General features: G+C 69.2%; 15 protein-coding genes, 1 tRNA gene and 1 pseudogene. 3 read left to right on the forward strand and 14 right to left on the reverse strand.

All coding sequences use genetic code 11. The features are described from left to right. Positions 1-493: 493 nt before the first annotated feature. Genes GPY60_RS25025 through GPY60_RS25050 form a run of 6 tightly spaced genes read right to left on the reverse strand, consistent with a single transcriptional unit; the run spans position 494 to position 5,616 of the window. A complete protein-coding gene (locus GPY60_RS25025) occupies positions 494-1,465 on the reverse strand; it encodes an LLM class flavin-dependent oxidoreductase (protein ID WP_156690389.1) in 972 nt (323 codons plus the stop codon). A 1-nt stretch (position 1,466) separates the two neighbouring features. Next, positions 1,467-1,940 carry a VOC family protein gene (locus GPY60_RS25030; protein WP_156690390.1) on the reverse strand — a complete coding sequence of 158 codons (474 nt, stop codon included), beginning with the start codon at positions 1,938-1,940 and terminating at the stop codon, positions 1,467-1,469. A gap of 14 nt (positions 1,941-1,954) precedes the next feature. Further along, positions 1,955-2,704: an SDR family NAD(P)-dependent oxidoreductase gene (locus GPY60_RS25035; RefSeq protein WP_156690391.1), complete on the reverse strand. Its 750-nt coding sequence runs from the start codon at positions 2,702-2,704 to the stop codon at positions 1,955-1,957. Beyond that, positions 2,701-3,939 carry an MBL fold metallo-hydrolase gene (locus tag GPY60_RS25040; protein WP_156690392.1) on the reverse strand — a complete coding sequence of 413 codons (1,239 nt, stop codon included), beginning with the start codon at positions 3,937-3,939 and terminating at the stop codon, positions 2,701-2,703. Before GPY60_RS25040 ends, GPY60_RS25035 begins: the two co-directional genes overlap by 4 nt. A 14-nt stretch (positions 3,940-3,953) precedes the next feature. After that, entirely contained in the window at positions 3,954-5,222 is a 1,269-nt protein-coding gene (locus GPY60_RS25045) for a sulfotransferase family protein (protein WP_156690393.1), read from the reverse strand. Positions 5,223-5,229: 7 nt separating this feature from the next. Then, positions 5,230-5,616 carry a DUF2237 family protein gene (locus GPY60_RS25050; RefSeq protein ID WP_156690394.1) on the reverse strand — a complete coding sequence of 129 codons (387 nt, stop codon included), beginning with the start codon at positions 5,614-5,616 and terminating at the stop codon, positions 5,230-5,232. Between the two features lie 186 nt (positions 5,617-5,802). Between GPY60_RS25050 and GPY60_RS25055 the strand changes: the two genes are divergently transcribed. Together GPY60_RS25055 and GPY60_RS25060 are read left to right on the forward strand one after the other, a co-directional pair. Next, positions 5,803-6,189, forward strand: a complete 387-nt coding sequence (locus GPY60_RS25055) for a hypothetical protein (RefSeq protein WP_156690395.1) — start codon at positions 5,803-5,805, stop codon at positions 6,187-6,189. A gap of 175 nt (positions 6,190-6,364) precedes the next feature. Then, positions 6,365-7,522 carry a cellulase family glycosylhydrolase gene (locus GPY60_RS25060; RefSeq protein ID WP_156690396.1) on the forward strand — a complete coding sequence of 386 codons (1,158 nt, stop codon included), beginning with the start codon at positions 6,365-6,367 and terminating at the stop codon, positions 7,520-7,522. Between the two features lie 22 nt (positions 7,523-7,544). Here the strand turns inward: GPY60_RS25060 and GPY60_RS25065 are convergent. From GPY60_RS25065 to GPY60_RS25075, 3 genes are all read right to left on the reverse strand, one after another. Next, positions 7,545-7,634: transfer RNA gene (locus tag GPY60_RS25065), tRNA-Ser, on the reverse strand. Positions 7,635-7,746: 112 nt separating this feature from the next. Continuing rightward, positions 7,747-8,202 carry a nucleoside deaminase gene (locus GPY60_RS25070; RefSeq protein WP_156690397.1) on the reverse strand — a complete coding sequence of 152 codons (456 nt, stop codon included), beginning with the start codon at positions 8,200-8,202 and terminating at the stop codon, positions 7,747-7,749. 12 nt (positions 8,203-8,214) lie between these two features. Further along, positions 8,215-8,736 carry a tRNA adenosine deaminase-associated protein gene (locus GPY60_RS25075; RefSeq protein ID WP_156690398.1) on the reverse strand — a complete coding sequence of 174 codons (522 nt, stop codon included), beginning with the start codon at positions 8,734-8,736 and terminating at the stop codon, positions 8,215-8,217. A 145-nt stretch (positions 8,737-8,881) separates the two neighbouring features. Here GPY60_RS25075 and GPY60_RS25080 point away from each other — a divergent pair, with 145 nt between their 5' ends. Further along, positions 8,882-9,820, forward strand: coding sequence for a prephenate dehydrogenase (locus tag GPY60_RS25080; RefSeq protein WP_255457280.1), 939 nt, complete (start codon positions 8,882-8,884; stop codon positions 9,818-9,820). On the opposite strand, the gene GPY60_RS25085 is transcribed toward GPY60_RS25080, so the two are convergent. The 5 genes and pseudogenes from GPY60_RS25085 to GPY60_RS25105 form a co-directional block, all read right to left on the reverse strand. Then, complete coding sequence (locus GPY60_RS25085; protein ID WP_370462824.1) at positions 9,783-10,337, reverse strand: putative glycolipid-binding domain-containing protein; 555 nt, start codon at positions 10,335-10,337, stop codon at positions 9,783-9,785. The genes GPY60_RS25080 and GPY60_RS25085 overlap by 38 nt on opposite strands. Positions 10,338-10,386: 49 nt before the next feature. Further along, a pseudogene (locus tag GPY60_RS25090) lies at positions 10,387-11,110 on the reverse strand (ABC transporter permease). After that, complete coding sequence (locus GPY60_RS25095; protein ID WP_156690401.1) at positions 11,107-11,781, reverse strand: ABC transporter permease; 675 nt, start codon at positions 11,779-11,781, stop codon at positions 11,107-11,109. The pseudogene GPY60_RS25090 and the gene GPY60_RS25095 overlap by 4 nt, the downstream one beginning before the upstream one ends. A gap of 3 nt (positions 11,782-11,784) precedes the next feature. Further along, positions 11,785-12,894 carry an ABC transporter ATP-binding protein gene (locus GPY60_RS25100; RefSeq protein ID WP_156690402.1) on the reverse strand — a complete coding sequence of 370 codons (1,110 nt, stop codon included), beginning with the start codon at positions 12,892-12,894 and terminating at the stop codon, positions 11,785-11,787. Then, positions 12,891-13,832, reverse strand: coding sequence for an ABC transporter substrate-binding protein (locus GPY60_RS25105; RefSeq protein WP_156690403.1), 942 nt, complete (start codon positions 13,830-13,832; stop codon positions 12,891-12,893). Before GPY60_RS25105 ends, GPY60_RS25100 begins: the two co-directional genes overlap by 4 nt. Positions 13,833-13,944 lie beyond the last annotated feature (112 nt).

The following is a 13,944-nucleotide window of genomic DNA, read 5'->3' on the forward strand; positions in this document are numbered from 1 at the left end:
CCGCCCGCGTCGCCCTCGACGATCTCGACCGCATCGTAACCCGTTGGCACGCCCAGCATTTGGAGCTTCACATCCTACTGGTCCGACCAGAAGTACGGCACGTCGTCGTAGGCCTGGGCGGAGTCCGGGCCCGCGAGGAGCGTCCGGGCCGCTGCCGCGCCCTGCCGTCCCGCGTCCTCCCCGCGCTCGGTGCGCCGGCGCCGCCCGCTCCGCCTCCGTTGCCCTCGGAGCCATTCGCGCCGCCGTACTGCGGCGGCACATACGGGGCGGTAGCCGGTGGCGGCGGCGGAGCCGGGTTCGACGTGGGCGGTGCCGCGGGCGCGCTACTGGCGGGCGTGCTCGCGGCGGCGCCTCCGCCGAAGGCAACCGCCAGACTGATCCCGGCTGCACCACCGAGTAGCGCGATGGCACGCTTGGCCTCTGATCGCATTACATCCCCCTTGGAAGTCGGATGTTTCGGCGAATACCCGGCAGGCCGCTCCCGACACCATTCTCAGGTGAACGCGGGCAGAACTTTTTCGGTGAGCAACTGCACCGACTTCCAGGCTTCGTCGATCGGCATGCCCCCGACCAGCGGGTGCAGCACCAGCGGCCCGAAGTCGTCGGCGCCCCGTATTTCGTCGATCAACTCCTGCGGGGTCAGGAACCGGTACCGACCCGAGGCCTTCACCTCGTCGAGGGTCCGGACGCCCGGCAGATGCATGAGCGAGCGCTGGTCGGTGGACCATTGGCCGTAAGTGACCGCCTCCCAAAGGATGTACTCACCGAGCTCCGCCCACGCGCGGTCGGGGTCCTCGTGCAGGTAGATCATGCCGCGGTTCACCGGACCCGGCATCACCACAATCGGCGTCGAGCCGGCGTCGGCGCACAGCTGGCGATAGAGGGCGGCGACGTCGGGCAGGTGGTCGGCGAGGCTGAGCGGGAGGCGGAAGCGCGCCGCGCGTCGTGCGGTGGCCCGCGACCCGCCGCCGACGTACAGGGGCGGGTGCGGGCGGGTAAACGTCCCGGTGCAGACGGCCGCGTCGGGCCCGTCGCCGGACCAGACCGACAGCATGCGCTCGACGAGGGCGTCCATCAGCTCGCCCCGCTGCGCGAAATCCGTTCCGAGCGCGTCGTATTCCACCGTGCGATAGCCCAGGCCGACCGTCGTGAGCAGCCGGCCGCGGCTCATGTTGTCGACCAGGGCGATGTCCTCGGCGAGACGGACCGGGTTCCACAGCGGCCCCAACGCGCAGTCGACGCTGGCGAACAGGCTCGAGGTCCGCGCCAGAAACATCGCGGCGGCCATGATCGGGTTGCAGCTCCAGCCGTGACCCGTCGCGTGATGCTCGTCGACACTGATCGAGGTGATGCCGTGGGATTCGCCCCATTGCGCCAGTTCCAGCGCGGCGGACAACAGCGCGCTCTGCGTTCGTGGTTCCCCGTGCGGGGAGGCGAAGTTGAACCGCAGGACCGTCAGCAGCATGTCAGTCTTCCGCCGCCATCGACAGCAGGAATGCCGGGAAGTCGGGAAACAGTGAGCGATCGACGATTTCGATGCGCGTCCCGGCCCGGTCGACGTAGTAGGCGAACAGCGCCAGATCGGAGCCGGGCACGTCGGCGGTCATCTCGAGGCTGAACCCCTGGCGTTCGAGCAACTCTCCCGACTCGGCCAGGTTGTCGGTGAAGTAGCCGAGGTGGTGCACCGCGTGGCCCGGCGCCGCCGTCCACGGGCTCCCGGGGACCTCCTGGACGAGTTCGACGTGCGGGCTCTGCAACGAGTACACGATCGTCGACGTCAGCTCGCGGCTGCCGGCGGCGGTGCGGAACGGCAGCGTGTAGCTCATGGGCTTGATCCAGCGGTAGCCGGCCAGCGCGGTGAGGCGCGCCGTCGCGGCTTCGAGGTCGGGTACCACGATGCCGGTGTGGTAGCAGTCCTCGGGTCGTAGGGCGAATGTCATTGGTTCCGTCCCTTTCACACGCAGTCGGATGCGCCGTCGACGACGAAGACCGCGCCGGTGGTGTAGCTGCTCTGTTCGGTGCACAGAAAGGCTATCGTGGGGGCGATCTCGGCGACCGACCCGAACCGGCGCACCGGGATGTGCGCCAGCTCGGACTCCACCAGTTCGGCCGCGGCGTGCATGGGCGCGGTCATCGGGGTGTCGATGGTGCCGGGAGCCACCGCGTTCACGCGAATGCCCTTCGGCGCCCACTTGACGGCGAGATTCCTTGTGATGTCGACGATTCCGGCCTTGGCGGCGCCATACCCCGGCACCAGCGGGACGGCTCGCAGTGCCGACATCGACGCCAGGTTGACGACGCTGGCGCCGCCTGCGGCCGTTGACGCGCGCAACGCGCGGTAGAGCCCGACCGTCAGCCGGTAGGGTCCGGTGAGGTTGACCGCGACGGACGCCTCGAAGCCGTCGGGCTTCGATTCGTCCAGTCCTCCGGGGAAGTTGGCGCCGGCGTTGTTGACCAGAACGTCGAGATGGGCAAACTCGCGCGCCAATTCGTCGACCGAGCCGTGATCGGTGATCCGCAGCTGCCGGTAGGACATGCCGGACAGGTCCGAATCGTATTCCGCCGCGCTCGGTTTCGTCCCGGTGACGGTGACCTGCGCCCCCGCGTCGCGGAACAGCACCGCCGTGGCGTGCCCGATCCCGCTGGTGCCGCCGGTGACCAGCGCCGCGGTGCCGGTGAAGTCGAAGGTGACCCGCGCGGTCATGAGTGCTTCGCCACCTGCTGTGTGAGCCAGGCGGTTTCCCAGAAGTTGGCGCTGCCGGCCAGCAGGCGTTCGTGCGCCGCGCGCAGCACGCCGCGGGCGCCGTCGTGGTCCGGTGCGACGAGCTCGGCGAGGTGGATGGCGTGCAGCGGGCGGCCTGCGTCCAGGTGCGCCCGTGCCCGTTCCACCAGCGCGTCGGCGCCGGCGAGCTCGGCGATGTCGGCGGCCACCGCGTCCAACCCGACGGGATAGAGCTCGGTGGTGGACGAGTGGTGAAACCAGCCGGAGTAGTTCTCCCAGATCGCCCGTACGTCCCAGGCCACCTTTCCGTAGCCCTGCCCCACTTCGCATTCCGCAGGCAGCGTGATCTCGCGCATCAGCGTCCGGACGTCCGTGCCGGCGTTCATTCCCGCCACCGTCTGGTCGTGCACGTACTCGATCGCGTCGCGCAGCCGGGTCAGCTCGGCGTCGATGCGGTCGGCGCCCGCGATCGGGTCGAAGTGGCCAGTCACGAGGAGTTCGGGCCGCAAGGCGCGCACCCGCTCCACCGAGGCGATCGCGGTCAGGGCGTCGCGGTAGCGGTCGCCGCGAATGGTGACGAGGTTGGGGATGTGTCCGAACAACGGGCCGAAGGTGTTGCCGCACAGGCAGATCTGCTCGTCGGGCAGCCACACCACCAGCGAGTCCGTGGTTTCGCCGCCCAGGACCGAGATCAGCTCCAGTCGGCGGTTACCCACCTCGAGGGTCAGGGTGTCCTCGAAGTCGATGTCGACGACGGGAACGCTCTGTCCGGGCAGCCGCTTGGTGCCCAGGCGCCGCTGGATCGCCTGGATGCCGGTCGCGAGCGTGTCCTTGAACGCGAATGCGCTGCGGCTGGCGCGGTAGGGGATGAGGCGTTCGTTGTCGTCGCGCCATGCGGTCCAGTTCGCCTGCGCGACAACCTTTGTGTCCGGGTCGCGCACGCTGTCAAGTCCGCCGACGTGGTCGACGTGGCCTTGGGTGAAGATGATGTAGCGCACCGGGGAGGAGTCGACGGCGTCGAAGTTCGCGCGGTGCACCGGCCCCTCGAAGCCCATGCCGGTGTTGACGATGACGCGGCCGTCGTCAGTGGTCAGCAGGTAGGAGTTCGACAGGCCCGGTGAGCACCACAGCCCGGGGGCGACCGGCTCGGCCCGTTCGGCACACGCCGGGCGCATGGCGTCGGCCCCCGGTCTGGCGCGGTAGATCGGGTCGAACATGGTTGTTGACTCCTTCATTCGGGCCGGACGTCGAACCTGTCGAAATAGAAGCCGAAGCGCGCGCGCAGCTCGTCGGGCGAGACCCCGAAGTGGCGCTGCAGGTCGTAGCGGACACGGCCGTGCTTGCCGCGGGGATTGCCGTCGAGGTAGCGCTGGAAACGCCGGCGGGCCTTGGGGGTCAATTCCGTGCCACCGCACTCGTAAAGCCCTTCCAGCACGGACATTTCGTCGCCGTCGAGGTGGTGGAATCCGACGTCGATGCTGCGGTCGGCCGGCACCAGGTCGCGGTCGCGCACACACGCGCTCAACAACCGGTGCACGCGGTCACTCCAGTAGTCCACCAGCCAGCCGGGATCGATGCTGGTGCGGCGCAGCCGGTCGGAGTAGGCCATCATCGTGATCGCCGACTGGATCACGGCGACGGGGTCGCGGTGGGTGAAGGCCACGGTGGCGTCGGGGAAGGTGGCCATCAGCGGCCCGAGTTGCTCGCAGTGCTGGGGGCTCTTCAGCACCCAGGTGCGCGGCCCGCGCAGGAACGTCAACGCCTGCAACACCTTTTTCAGGTAGGCGTAGTGCCGGTACTGGTCGAGGCCGAGGTAGTAGTCGCGCCAACCCGGCACGCGGGCATGCCATTCCAGGACGTAGGCGGCCAGGTCGAGGTCGAGCAGCTCGACCTCCTCCTCGATCGCCTCGGGGAAGCGGTCGTGCATGGCGGCCACCACGGGCGCGCTGGCCATCAGCGCGTCGTGCTCGGCCTTGGCGCGCGCGTAGCGCGGGTCGACCCCGGAGATGTCGGGGCCCTGGCCGCGCGCCGGGATGGGTTCCTGGCTCTCCCAGTACGGCAGCGCGCGGCGGCGCGGATCCGCCGCGATGAGATTGACCAGGTGCGTGGTGCCCGAACGCGGCATGCCGACGACGATGAACGGGTGGTCGATGGGGATCTCGTGGATCTCCGGGTACCGCGCGAGCAGGTCCGTCAGCGACAACCGGTTGCGCAACAGCCGGACCACGCGCTGGCGCAACGAGCCGCGGGTGAGCTGTGTCAGCCCGTCGTCGGCCTCGATCGCGCCGATGTGCGCGGCGAGGCGGTCACCGAAGCCGTCCCCGTCGTCCAGGTCGTCCAGGGTGTCTGAGCCCGCCTGATCGACCGCCTCCGCGAGCATGTGGTCGAGGTCGAACTCGACGTGCCTGGCTTCGGTGTACTCGAGAACCTGGCGCTGGGTGTCGGTCAGCCTCGGGGACGTGAGGTCGTCGAAGTCGATGTCGTCGATCGCCGAACCCACCGGATCCCTACAGGTTGGCGAGATCGTCGGGCACGTCGACCTTGTGCTCCAGCAGCGCCTCGAGCGGCACAACCTCGAGGGTGCGCTCGTGGGTGGACGCCAGCACGACCGGGGCGGCGCACCCGTCGTTGTGGGCGCGAAGCCAGTTCAGGGCGGTGACGCACCAACGGTCGCCGGGCAGCAGGCCGGGGAACCGGTACTCGGGGACCGGGGTCAACAGGTCGTTGCCGATCGAACGCTGATGCTCGAGGAATTCGGTGGTCATCACCGCGCAGATGGTGTGCCGGCCCAGGTCCTCGGGGCCCGTCGAGCAACAGCCGTCGCGGTAATACCCCGTGAGTGGCTCGTTACCGCATGGTTCCAGCGGACCGCCCAGCACGTTGCGTTCAGGCACGCACCTAGTATTGCCCCCTCTGGGGTCATCTTTGAAGGGCTTTTACACCTACGGCCAGCAAATTGTCGCGACCGTCGGGGGCGAACATCCTTCACCACTCGGCCCCGGGCCGGTGGTTCGCCGGCTGTCCGGGCGAATCTCGGCGGTTGACCGGCGCCGACGGCCACCGCGATGTACCTTCGGCGTGTGATTCTCACCGGGGCCTTCCTGGCCGAAGCCGCCGCGACGGTGGACAACAAGCTGAATGTGTCGGGCGGCGTGCTGTCGAAGTACACGGTCGGACCGGACCGTGTCGCCCGGCTGGTGCTTGTGGTGTTGTTGCGGGCGGGTGGTGACGAGACGAACCGGTTCATCGATGTCGACATCAAGCCTCCAACGCTCGATGACTCGCTGCACGAGAGGTTCGAGGCGCCCGAGGCCTCCGTCGGAGAGTTTCCCGGCTTCGCTTTCTTCCCGTTCGACGTGTTCCTGTCCGTCGACGGCCGGTGGGTGATCGAGGTGACCGGCGGCGAGGAGACGGTATCGCTTCCGCTCATAGTGGACGCTTGGGCGCCGCCGCCAATGGACATCTGAGTCCAAATCCTCTCGACGCGAACGGTTTTGGCGGATAGCGCTGCCGTCGACCCGTTGGCGACCGCCGAATGCCTTTAGGTCACAAGAAGATAACGATCGTCGGCGTACCTGTGAGCTGACGCGACGCGCTGCGTAAATCCCCGGGACAGGGCCTTAAGAATTTTATCGTCTTTTCGTGCAACGTCGTACGGCCCTCAAGCTGCCCCTGCTGCTCGCGGCTGGCACGGCGATGGCGCACATGCCTCGCGGCTCGGCCGAACCCGTACCCCGCTCGTCGGGTGAAGTGATGCGCTGGTCTCCCGATCGGGCGAACCGGTGGTATCAAGCGCAAGGGTGGCTTGTCGGCGCGAACTACATCACCTCCAGTGCCATCAACCAACTCGAGATGTTCCAGCCCCAGACCTACGACCCGCGGCGGATCAGAACCGAGCTGGGGTGGGCGAGGGCGTACGGCCTCAACAGCGTGCGGGTCTTTCTGCACGATCAGCTGTGGGCCCAGGACCCGAACGGTTTTCAGACCCGTCTGGCGCAGTTCGTCAACATCGCGGCGGGGCACGGCATCAGGCCGTTGTTCGTGTTCTTCGACTCGTGCTGGGACCCGCTGCCCAAGATCGGGCCGCAACGCGCGCCCCGGCCGGGCGTCCATAACTCCGGGTGGGTGCAGAGCCCGGGTGCCGAGCGGCTGGGCGACCCCGGGTACACCCGCGTCCTGCAGGACTACGTCACCAGCGTCCTGACCCAATTCCGCAGCGACAATCGCGTGTTGGGTTGGGACCTGTGGAATGAACCCGACAATCCCGCACGGGTGTACGCCAAAGTCGAGCGCAGGGACAAGCTGGAGCGGGTCGCGGAACTGCTGCCCCAGGTGTTCCGGTGGGCGCGGGCGGTCGACCCGAGTCAGCCGCTGACGAGCGGCGTGTGGCGCGGCGCCGACCAAGGGACACAAGGCGGCCGGAGCACGATCAGCGACATCCAGCTCAGCAATGCCGACGTGATCACGTTCCACTCCTATGCGGAGCCCGCCGGCTTCGAGTCGCGGATCGCCGAACTCGCGCCGCTGGGGCGCCCGGTCATCTGCACCGAGTACATGGCACGGCCGCAGGGCAGCACCATCGAGTCGATCCTGCCGGTGGCGAAGCGCCACAACGTCGGCGCGTTCAACTGGGGCCTGGTCGCCGGGAAGACCCAGACCTACTACCCCTGGGACTCCTGGGATCACCCGTACACCTCGGTGCCGAAGGTGTGGTTCCACGACCTGCTGCAGCCCGACGGGCGGCCGTTCCGGGAGAGCGAACCGCTAGCCGCGCGGACGCTGGCCGGTAGCCCCTCGTGACCTGGGCACATGCCGAGGAATTTGGCGGTGGCGGAGGGATTTGAACCCTCGGACGGTGTTAGCCGTCACACGCTTTCGAGGCGTGCTCCTTAGGCCGCTCGGACACGCCACCGCCAGGCAGCTTACCGAACCGACTGCCGCTCACCCCAATCGCTGAGCTCACCCAGATTGCCGGCACGGTCGTGGTTGCTCACCCGAGCGCAGCCCTCGCGGCAATCTCGACGTCACGAGCGGTGGCGCGCGAAGAACGCCTCCAACGGCGCGGCGCACTCCCCGGCCAGGACGCCGCCGCGCACCTCCGGGCGATGGTTGAGCCGGCGGTCGCGCACCACGTCCCACAGCGAGCCGACTGCTCCCGTCTTCGGTTCCCAGGCACCGAACACGAGCCGCTCGACGCGCGCCTGCACGATCGCGCCCGCACACATCGTGCAGGGTTCGAGGGTGACGGCGAGCGTCGCGCCCTCCAGCCGCCAGCCGTCGCCGAGCACGCGGGCCGCCGCACGGATCGCCAGGATCTCGGCGTGTGCGGTGGGGTCGCCGAGCGCCTCGCGCGCGTTCACCGCCCGGGCCAGCTCCGTGCCGTCGCGCCCGATGATCACCGCGCCGACGGGCACGTCGCGTGGGCCGGCCGTCGCGGCGACCGCCAGCGCGGAACGGATCAGGTCTTCGTCGCTGTTCACCGACGACAGCGGTCACCGACCGAGGCGTTCGAGCACCGCGGACAGCTCGTCTGAGAAACCCATCTCACGGGCGATGCGGCCCAACTGCTCGTCGGCGTACAGGTCCGACTCGTCGACGATGACGCCCAGCACCGCCTCGGGCAACCCGATGTCGGACAGCAACCCCAGGTCACCCTCCTCGAACGGGTCGGAGTCCTCGAGGTCCTCGGGATCGATGTCGGCGTCAAGCTTGTCCAACACCTCCGCGGCGATGTCGTAGTCGAGGGCTGCGGTGGCGTCGGACAGCAGCAGCCGCGTGCCGGAGGGCGCCGGGCGCAGGATGACGAAGAATTCGTCGTCGACGTCGAGCAGCCCGAAGACGGCGCCTGCGCTGCGCAGCTCGCGCAACTCGGTCTCCGCCGCCTTGAGGCTCGTCAACGACTTGGCGGCCATGGGAGCGCAGCGCCACTTGCCCTCTTCCCGCACGACGGCGACCCCGAAGCCGTCCGGCGTCTCGGCGGACAGGCCCTGGGCTGAGGCCCGTTGTGCTCCCATGGCCGCCTACGGTAGTCCTCGACCAGGCCACCTGACCAGACGAAAGCATTCGGCGGCACGGGGCACACCGTTGCGCACCGATTTGTGCCAACCTGGGACCGTGGCAAGCCCCCTCGACCGCCATGGCTCCGAGCCGCCGGTCTGCGTGCTGGGACTGGGGCTCATCGGCGGATCCATCATGCGCGCCGCGGCGGCGGCCGGGCGCGAGGTGTTCGGTTACAACCGCTCGGTGGAGGGCGCGCACGGCGCGGTCGCCGACGGCTTCGACGCGAGCACCGATCTCACCGAAACCCTGCGCCGCGCCGCCGGCAGCGACGCGCTGATCGTTCTCGCCGTGCCGATGCCGGCGCTGCCGAGCATGCTCGACCATATCCGCGACCTGGCGCCGGCCTGCCCGCTCACCGACGTCACCAGCGTCAAATGCGCGGTGCTCGACGCGGTCACCGAAGCCGGCCTGCGGGAACGCTTCGTCGGTGGCCACCCGATGACGGGCACCGCGCACTCCGGGTGGGCGGCCGGCCACGTCGGGTTGTTCACCAGGACGCCGTGGGTGTTGAGCGTCGACGACCACGTCGACCCGGTGGTGTGGTCGATGGCGATGACCCTGGCGCTGGACTGCGGCGCAATGGTGTTGCCCGCCAAATCCGACGAGCACGACGCCGCGGCGGCCGCGATCTCGCACCTGCCGCACCTGCTGGCCGAGGCGCTGGCCATCATCGCCGGGGAGGTGCCGCTCGCCTTCGCGTTGGCCGCCGGATCCTTCCGCGACGGCACCCGCGTGGCGGCCACGGCCCCCGATCTGGTGCGGGCCATGTGCGAGGGCAACACGCGCGAGCTCCTGACGGCCGCGGACCGGGCCATCGAACTGCTGACCCGGGCGCGCGAGTCGCTGGAGAGCCACCATTCGGTGGCCGAGCTCGTCGAGGCCGGCCACGCCGCGCGGACGCGCTATGACAGCTTTCCCCGCAGCGAGATCTTCCACATCGTCATCGGCGAGGAGAAGTGGCGTGACGAGCTGGCCGCCGCCGGACGGGCCGGCGGGGTGATCAGATCCGCTCTGCCAAGCCTGGGTAGTCCACGATGAAACCCTCGTCGTCGACGCTGACGACGGTGTCGGCGACCGGGGAGCGCAGCTTGATCTCCTCGGGCCGGCCCTCGCTGGCGTAGCTCACCAGCTCCGCCGCGACCGACATCTCCGGCACGTTCACGTACACCATCGGCAGGGCCACCGAGTCCGCCCGCTCGTGCAACCCGACGCGCCGGATCGGCAGCGCGTTGAAGAACGGGCTGAACACCACGTCGACGTCCAGCGCCCCGTTGTAGCCGGCGCGCCGCTCCCCCTGATGGTCGGTCACCAACCACATGTTCTCTTCGTCACGGGCGATGGCGAGCTGTCGCTCGCGCTCGGCCAACGTGACGGTCAACCCGAAACGCTTGGTCGCGCCGGTCTCGTCGGTCTGCAGGTCGTAGTACGCGCCGAACGCCGGATTCGTCGCCGTGGCCGCCGCCACGATGCGGCCGTTGGCACGGATCCGCTTGCCGGACACCTGGACTCGCACCGACTCCATGCGTGAGACATCCTGCGCGCGCCAGGTCAGCATCGCTTGCCAGATGCGCCGGTTGGGTTCAGAGGGGGCTGAGCTCACCCATCTACCGTAGAACGTGGCCGCGGACCGCGACGTATTTGTCGATAAGTGCGGACCGCGGACCCCCGCAACCGGCCGGTCCCGGGCACCGATACCCAGGCCGCCCAGGCCAGCATGCCGTCGAGGACCAGCGCCAACGCCGCCACCATCAGCGCGCCCACCAGGGCGAGCTGGAACTCCCGCTCCTTGATGCCGTCGATCAGGTACCGGCCCAACCCGCCGAGGCTGGCGTAGGCGGCCACCGTTGCGGTCGCGACCACCTGCAGCATGGCGTTGCGCAGTCCGCCGAGGATCAGCGGCATCGCGTTGGGCACCTCGACGCGCAGCAACACCTGGGCCTCCGTCATGCCGATCGCCCGGGCCGCGTCGACGACCGTCGGCTCCACGCTGGCGATACCCGCGTAGGTTCCGGCCAGCAGTGGCGGAATGCCGAGCAGCATCAGCGCGACGAGCGGTGGCCCCAACCCGAGCCCGAACAGCAGGACGCCCAGCAGCAGCACGCCCAGCGTCGGCAGCGAGCGCAGCGCGTTGACCCCGCCGACCACCAGCAGCGTGCCGCGGCCGGTGTGACCGATGACCATGCCGACCGGGACGGCGATCAGCGCCGACGCCCCCACCGCAATCGCGGTGTACTCGAGATGCTCGGCGATGCGGGCGCCCAACCCCACCGGCCCCGTCCAGTTCTGCGGCGTCAGCAGATAGGCGATCGCCTGCTGTACGAAGCTCATCGCGCACCGCCCACGACGGGAGCCACGACCCGCGTCCGCCCGGCGCGTTCCCACGGTGTGGCCGCCCGGCCGGCCAGCACGATCAGGACGTCGAGGACGACGGCCAGCGCGAACAGGGCGATGATGCCGCCGACGATCTGATCGCTCTTGTCGGTCTCGTAGCCCTCGGTGAACCAGGTGCCCAGCCCGCCGATGCCGATGACCGAACCCACCGAGACCATCGCGATGTTGGTCACCACCACGACGCGCAGGCCGGCGACGAGTATCGGGATGGCCAGCGGCAGCTCGACTTTCAGGACACGGCGAACGGCCGGGTAGCCGACGGCGGTGGCGGCGTCGCGCACCTGCGCCGGCACGGCGTCCAGCGCCTCGAGCACGGCGCGGATCAGCAGGGCGGCGGTGTACGCGGTGAGGGCGACGACGACGTTGGCCTCGTCGAGGATGCGTGTCCCGATGATCACCGGTAGGACCACGAACAGCGCCAGCGACGGAATCGTGAACACGATGGTCGCGGCCGCGGTCGTCACCCGGCGCGCGACCGGCGCGCGCCGCACCGCGACGCCCAGAGGCACCGCGACCGCCATCCCGAGGAGCACCGGCAGCAACGACAGCCTCAGGTGGACCACGGTGAGGGCCCACGCGTCGTGCAGGTGCGTGAGGAGGTAGTGCATCCGTCAAACCCCTCGCCGGGCATCGGCCGCGGCCAGCACGTCGCTCGCCAGGACACCACCGATCACCCTGCCCCGGTCGTCGACCGCAAGGCCCACCCCGGAGGGAGAGGACAGCGCGGCGTCCAGCGCGTGGCTGAGGTTGCCGTCGGGGCGGAGCAGCGAGCCCACGCCGCTCATTGCGTCCGGCAGCGATGCGCCCGCACGGTGCCGCCGCACACCGTCGGCGTCGATCCAGCCGATCGGCGCGCCCTCGGCGTCGACGACCAGCGTCCAACCCTCCGGTCGGACGTCCCGGACGCCCTCCGCCGCTACCGATTCCACGTGGTGCAGGCGCAGCCCGGCGACGTCCTGGAGCTGCAGCCATCGATAGCCCCGGCCCAGCCCGATGAACCGGGAGACGAAGTCGTTGACCGGCCGCGCGAGCAACTCCGTGGGCTCGTCGTACTGCTGCAGGGACCCGCCCCTGAACACGGCGACCCGATCGGCGAGCTTGAGCGCCTCGTCGATGTCGTGGGTCACGAACACGATGGTTTTGCGCAATTCGCTTTGCAGGCGCAACATTTCGTTCTGCAGCTCGTTCCGCACGACGGGGTCCACGGCGGAGAACGGCTCGTCCATCAACAAGATGGGCGGGTCAGCCGCCAGGGCTCGCGCCACACCGACCCGTTGCTGTTCACCGCCGGAGAGCTGGGCGGGGTAGCGGCCGGCGAGCTTGGGGTCGAGTCCCACACGCTCGAGCACCTCGTAGGCCGCCTTGCGGGCCGCGCGGCGGGACTCGCCCCTGAGCACGGGAACCGTTGCGACGTTGTCGATCACCCGCTGATGCGGCATCAGCCCCGCGTTCTGGATGACGTAGCCGATGCCCAGGCGCAGCCTGACCGGGTTCACGCCCGCCACGTTCGCGCCGTCGACGGTGATGGTGCCCGACGTCGGCTCGACCATGCGGTTGATCATGCGCAGCGCCGTGGTCTTGCCGCTGCCGGACGAACCGACGAACACGGTGAACTCCCCACCGGGAACTTCGAGGCTCAGATGACCGACGGCGGTGGTGCCGTCGGCGAAAACCTTGCTGACGTCGTTGAAGACGATCGTCGCGTCGCGGCCGGCCGTCATGGCCCCATCGGATGGTTGAAGCCGTTGTCGCGAACCCAGTCTCGGGCCGCCTGGCTCGGGTCGACGCCGTTGTTGCCCGCCACCCTCGCATTCAGCGTAGTCACCGCCGGCGATGTCAGCCGCGCGGACACGGCGTCGAGAACCAGCTTCAGCCGGTCCGACTTCTTCTCCGAATTGACAAGCGGCACAATGTTTCCCGCCAGGAAGTTGTGCTCGGGGTCGGCCAGTACCACCAGATGGTCCTGTGGGATCGCCGGCGAGGTGCTGTAGATGTCGGCGGCCGTTACGCGCCCCTCCAGGAGGGCGCGCACGGTCACCGCGCCGCCGCCGTCCTCGATGGCGACGAAATCGCCGGGCCTGATGTCGAGTCCGTATTTGCGCTGCAGGCCGGGCATGCCTTCCGGCCGCGTTTGAAACGACGACGACGCCCCGAACTTCACCTCGGGCGAATGCGCCGCCAGGTCGCCGATCGTCTTGAGGTGCCATGCGGTAGCCGTCGCGCCTGTGACGGTCACGGTGTCGGTGTCGGAGGCCGGCGCCGGCGTCAGGATCGACAGGTACGGTGGGAGCCGTTGGTCCAGTTCGGATTTCACGGCGTCCAGCATGGTCGCAGTCGAGTCCGACGCGAAGTAGAGCAGCAGGTTCCCGACGTATTCGGGCACCAGATCGATGGAGTGGTCCTTGAGTGCGGGGATGTAGGTCTCGCGGCTGCCGACCCCCATCCGCCGGCCGACGTCAAAACCATTGGCCTGCAAGGCTTCCGCGTAGATCTCGGCGACGATCTCCGATTCCGGGAAGTCGCCCGAACCGACCACGATGGATTTCGGGTTGCGGGTCTGCGCCCCGAGCGGGTCGGGGTTGCTGCACGCCGCGATCACGCACGCCGCCGCCAGCCACACCGCCGCCCGCACGATCGGCACGCGCCGCGGCGATTTCATACCGCCGACAGTAACCGTCGAGCCGCCCAACCGCGGACACCGGCGGCGGCAATGTTTCATTTCCGCGGCCGATCGGACAAAGATGGACCCATGAGCAGCCACCCCCCTGCCG

This window comes from Mycobacterium sp. Marseille-P9652 (assembly GCF_902652685.1).
Taxonomy (GTDB): domain Bacteria; phylum Actinomycetota; class Actinomycetes; order Mycobacteriales; family Mycobacteriaceae; genus Mycobacterium.

Excerpts from the sequence above, each read along its gene's own strand:
- GPY60_RS25035 (WP_156690391.1), bottom strand. The coding sequence starts at position 2,704 with ATGACCGCGCGGGTCACCTTCGACTTCACCGGCACCGCGGCGCTGGTC.
- GPY60_RS25075 (WP_156690398.1), bottom strand. The coding sequence starts at position 8,736 with ATGGGAGCACAACGGGCCTCAGCCCAGGGCCTGTCCGCCGAGACGCCG.
- GPY60_RS25100 (WP_156690402.1), bottom strand. The coding sequence starts at position 12,894 with ATGACGGCCGGCCGCGACGCGACGATCGTCTTCAACGACGTCAGCAAG.
- GPY60_RS25095 (WP_156690401.1), bottom strand. The coding sequence starts at position 11,781 with ATGCACTACCTCCTCACGCACCTGCACGACGCGTGGGCCCTCACCGTG.
- GPY60_RS25085 (WP_370462824.1), bottom strand. The coding sequence starts at position 10,337 with ATGCTGACCTGGCGCGCGCAGGATGTCTCACGCATGGAGTCGGTGCGA.
- GPY60_RS25025 (WP_156690389.1), bottom strand. The coding sequence starts at position 1,465 with ATGCTGCTGACGGTCCTGCGGTTCAACTTCGCCTCCCCGCACGGGGAA.
- GPY60_RS25030 (WP_156690390.1), bottom strand. The coding sequence starts at position 1,940 with ATGACATTCGCCCTACGACCCGAGGACTGCTACCACACCGGCATCGTG.
- GPY60_RS25040 (WP_156690392.1), bottom strand. The coding sequence starts at position 3,939 with ATGTTCGACCCGATCTACCGCGCCAGACCGGGGGCCGACGCCATGCGC.
- GPY60_RS25105 (WP_156690403.1), bottom strand. The coding sequence starts at position 13,832 with ATGAAATCGCCGCGGCGCGTGCCGATCGTGCGGGCGGCGGTGTGGCTG.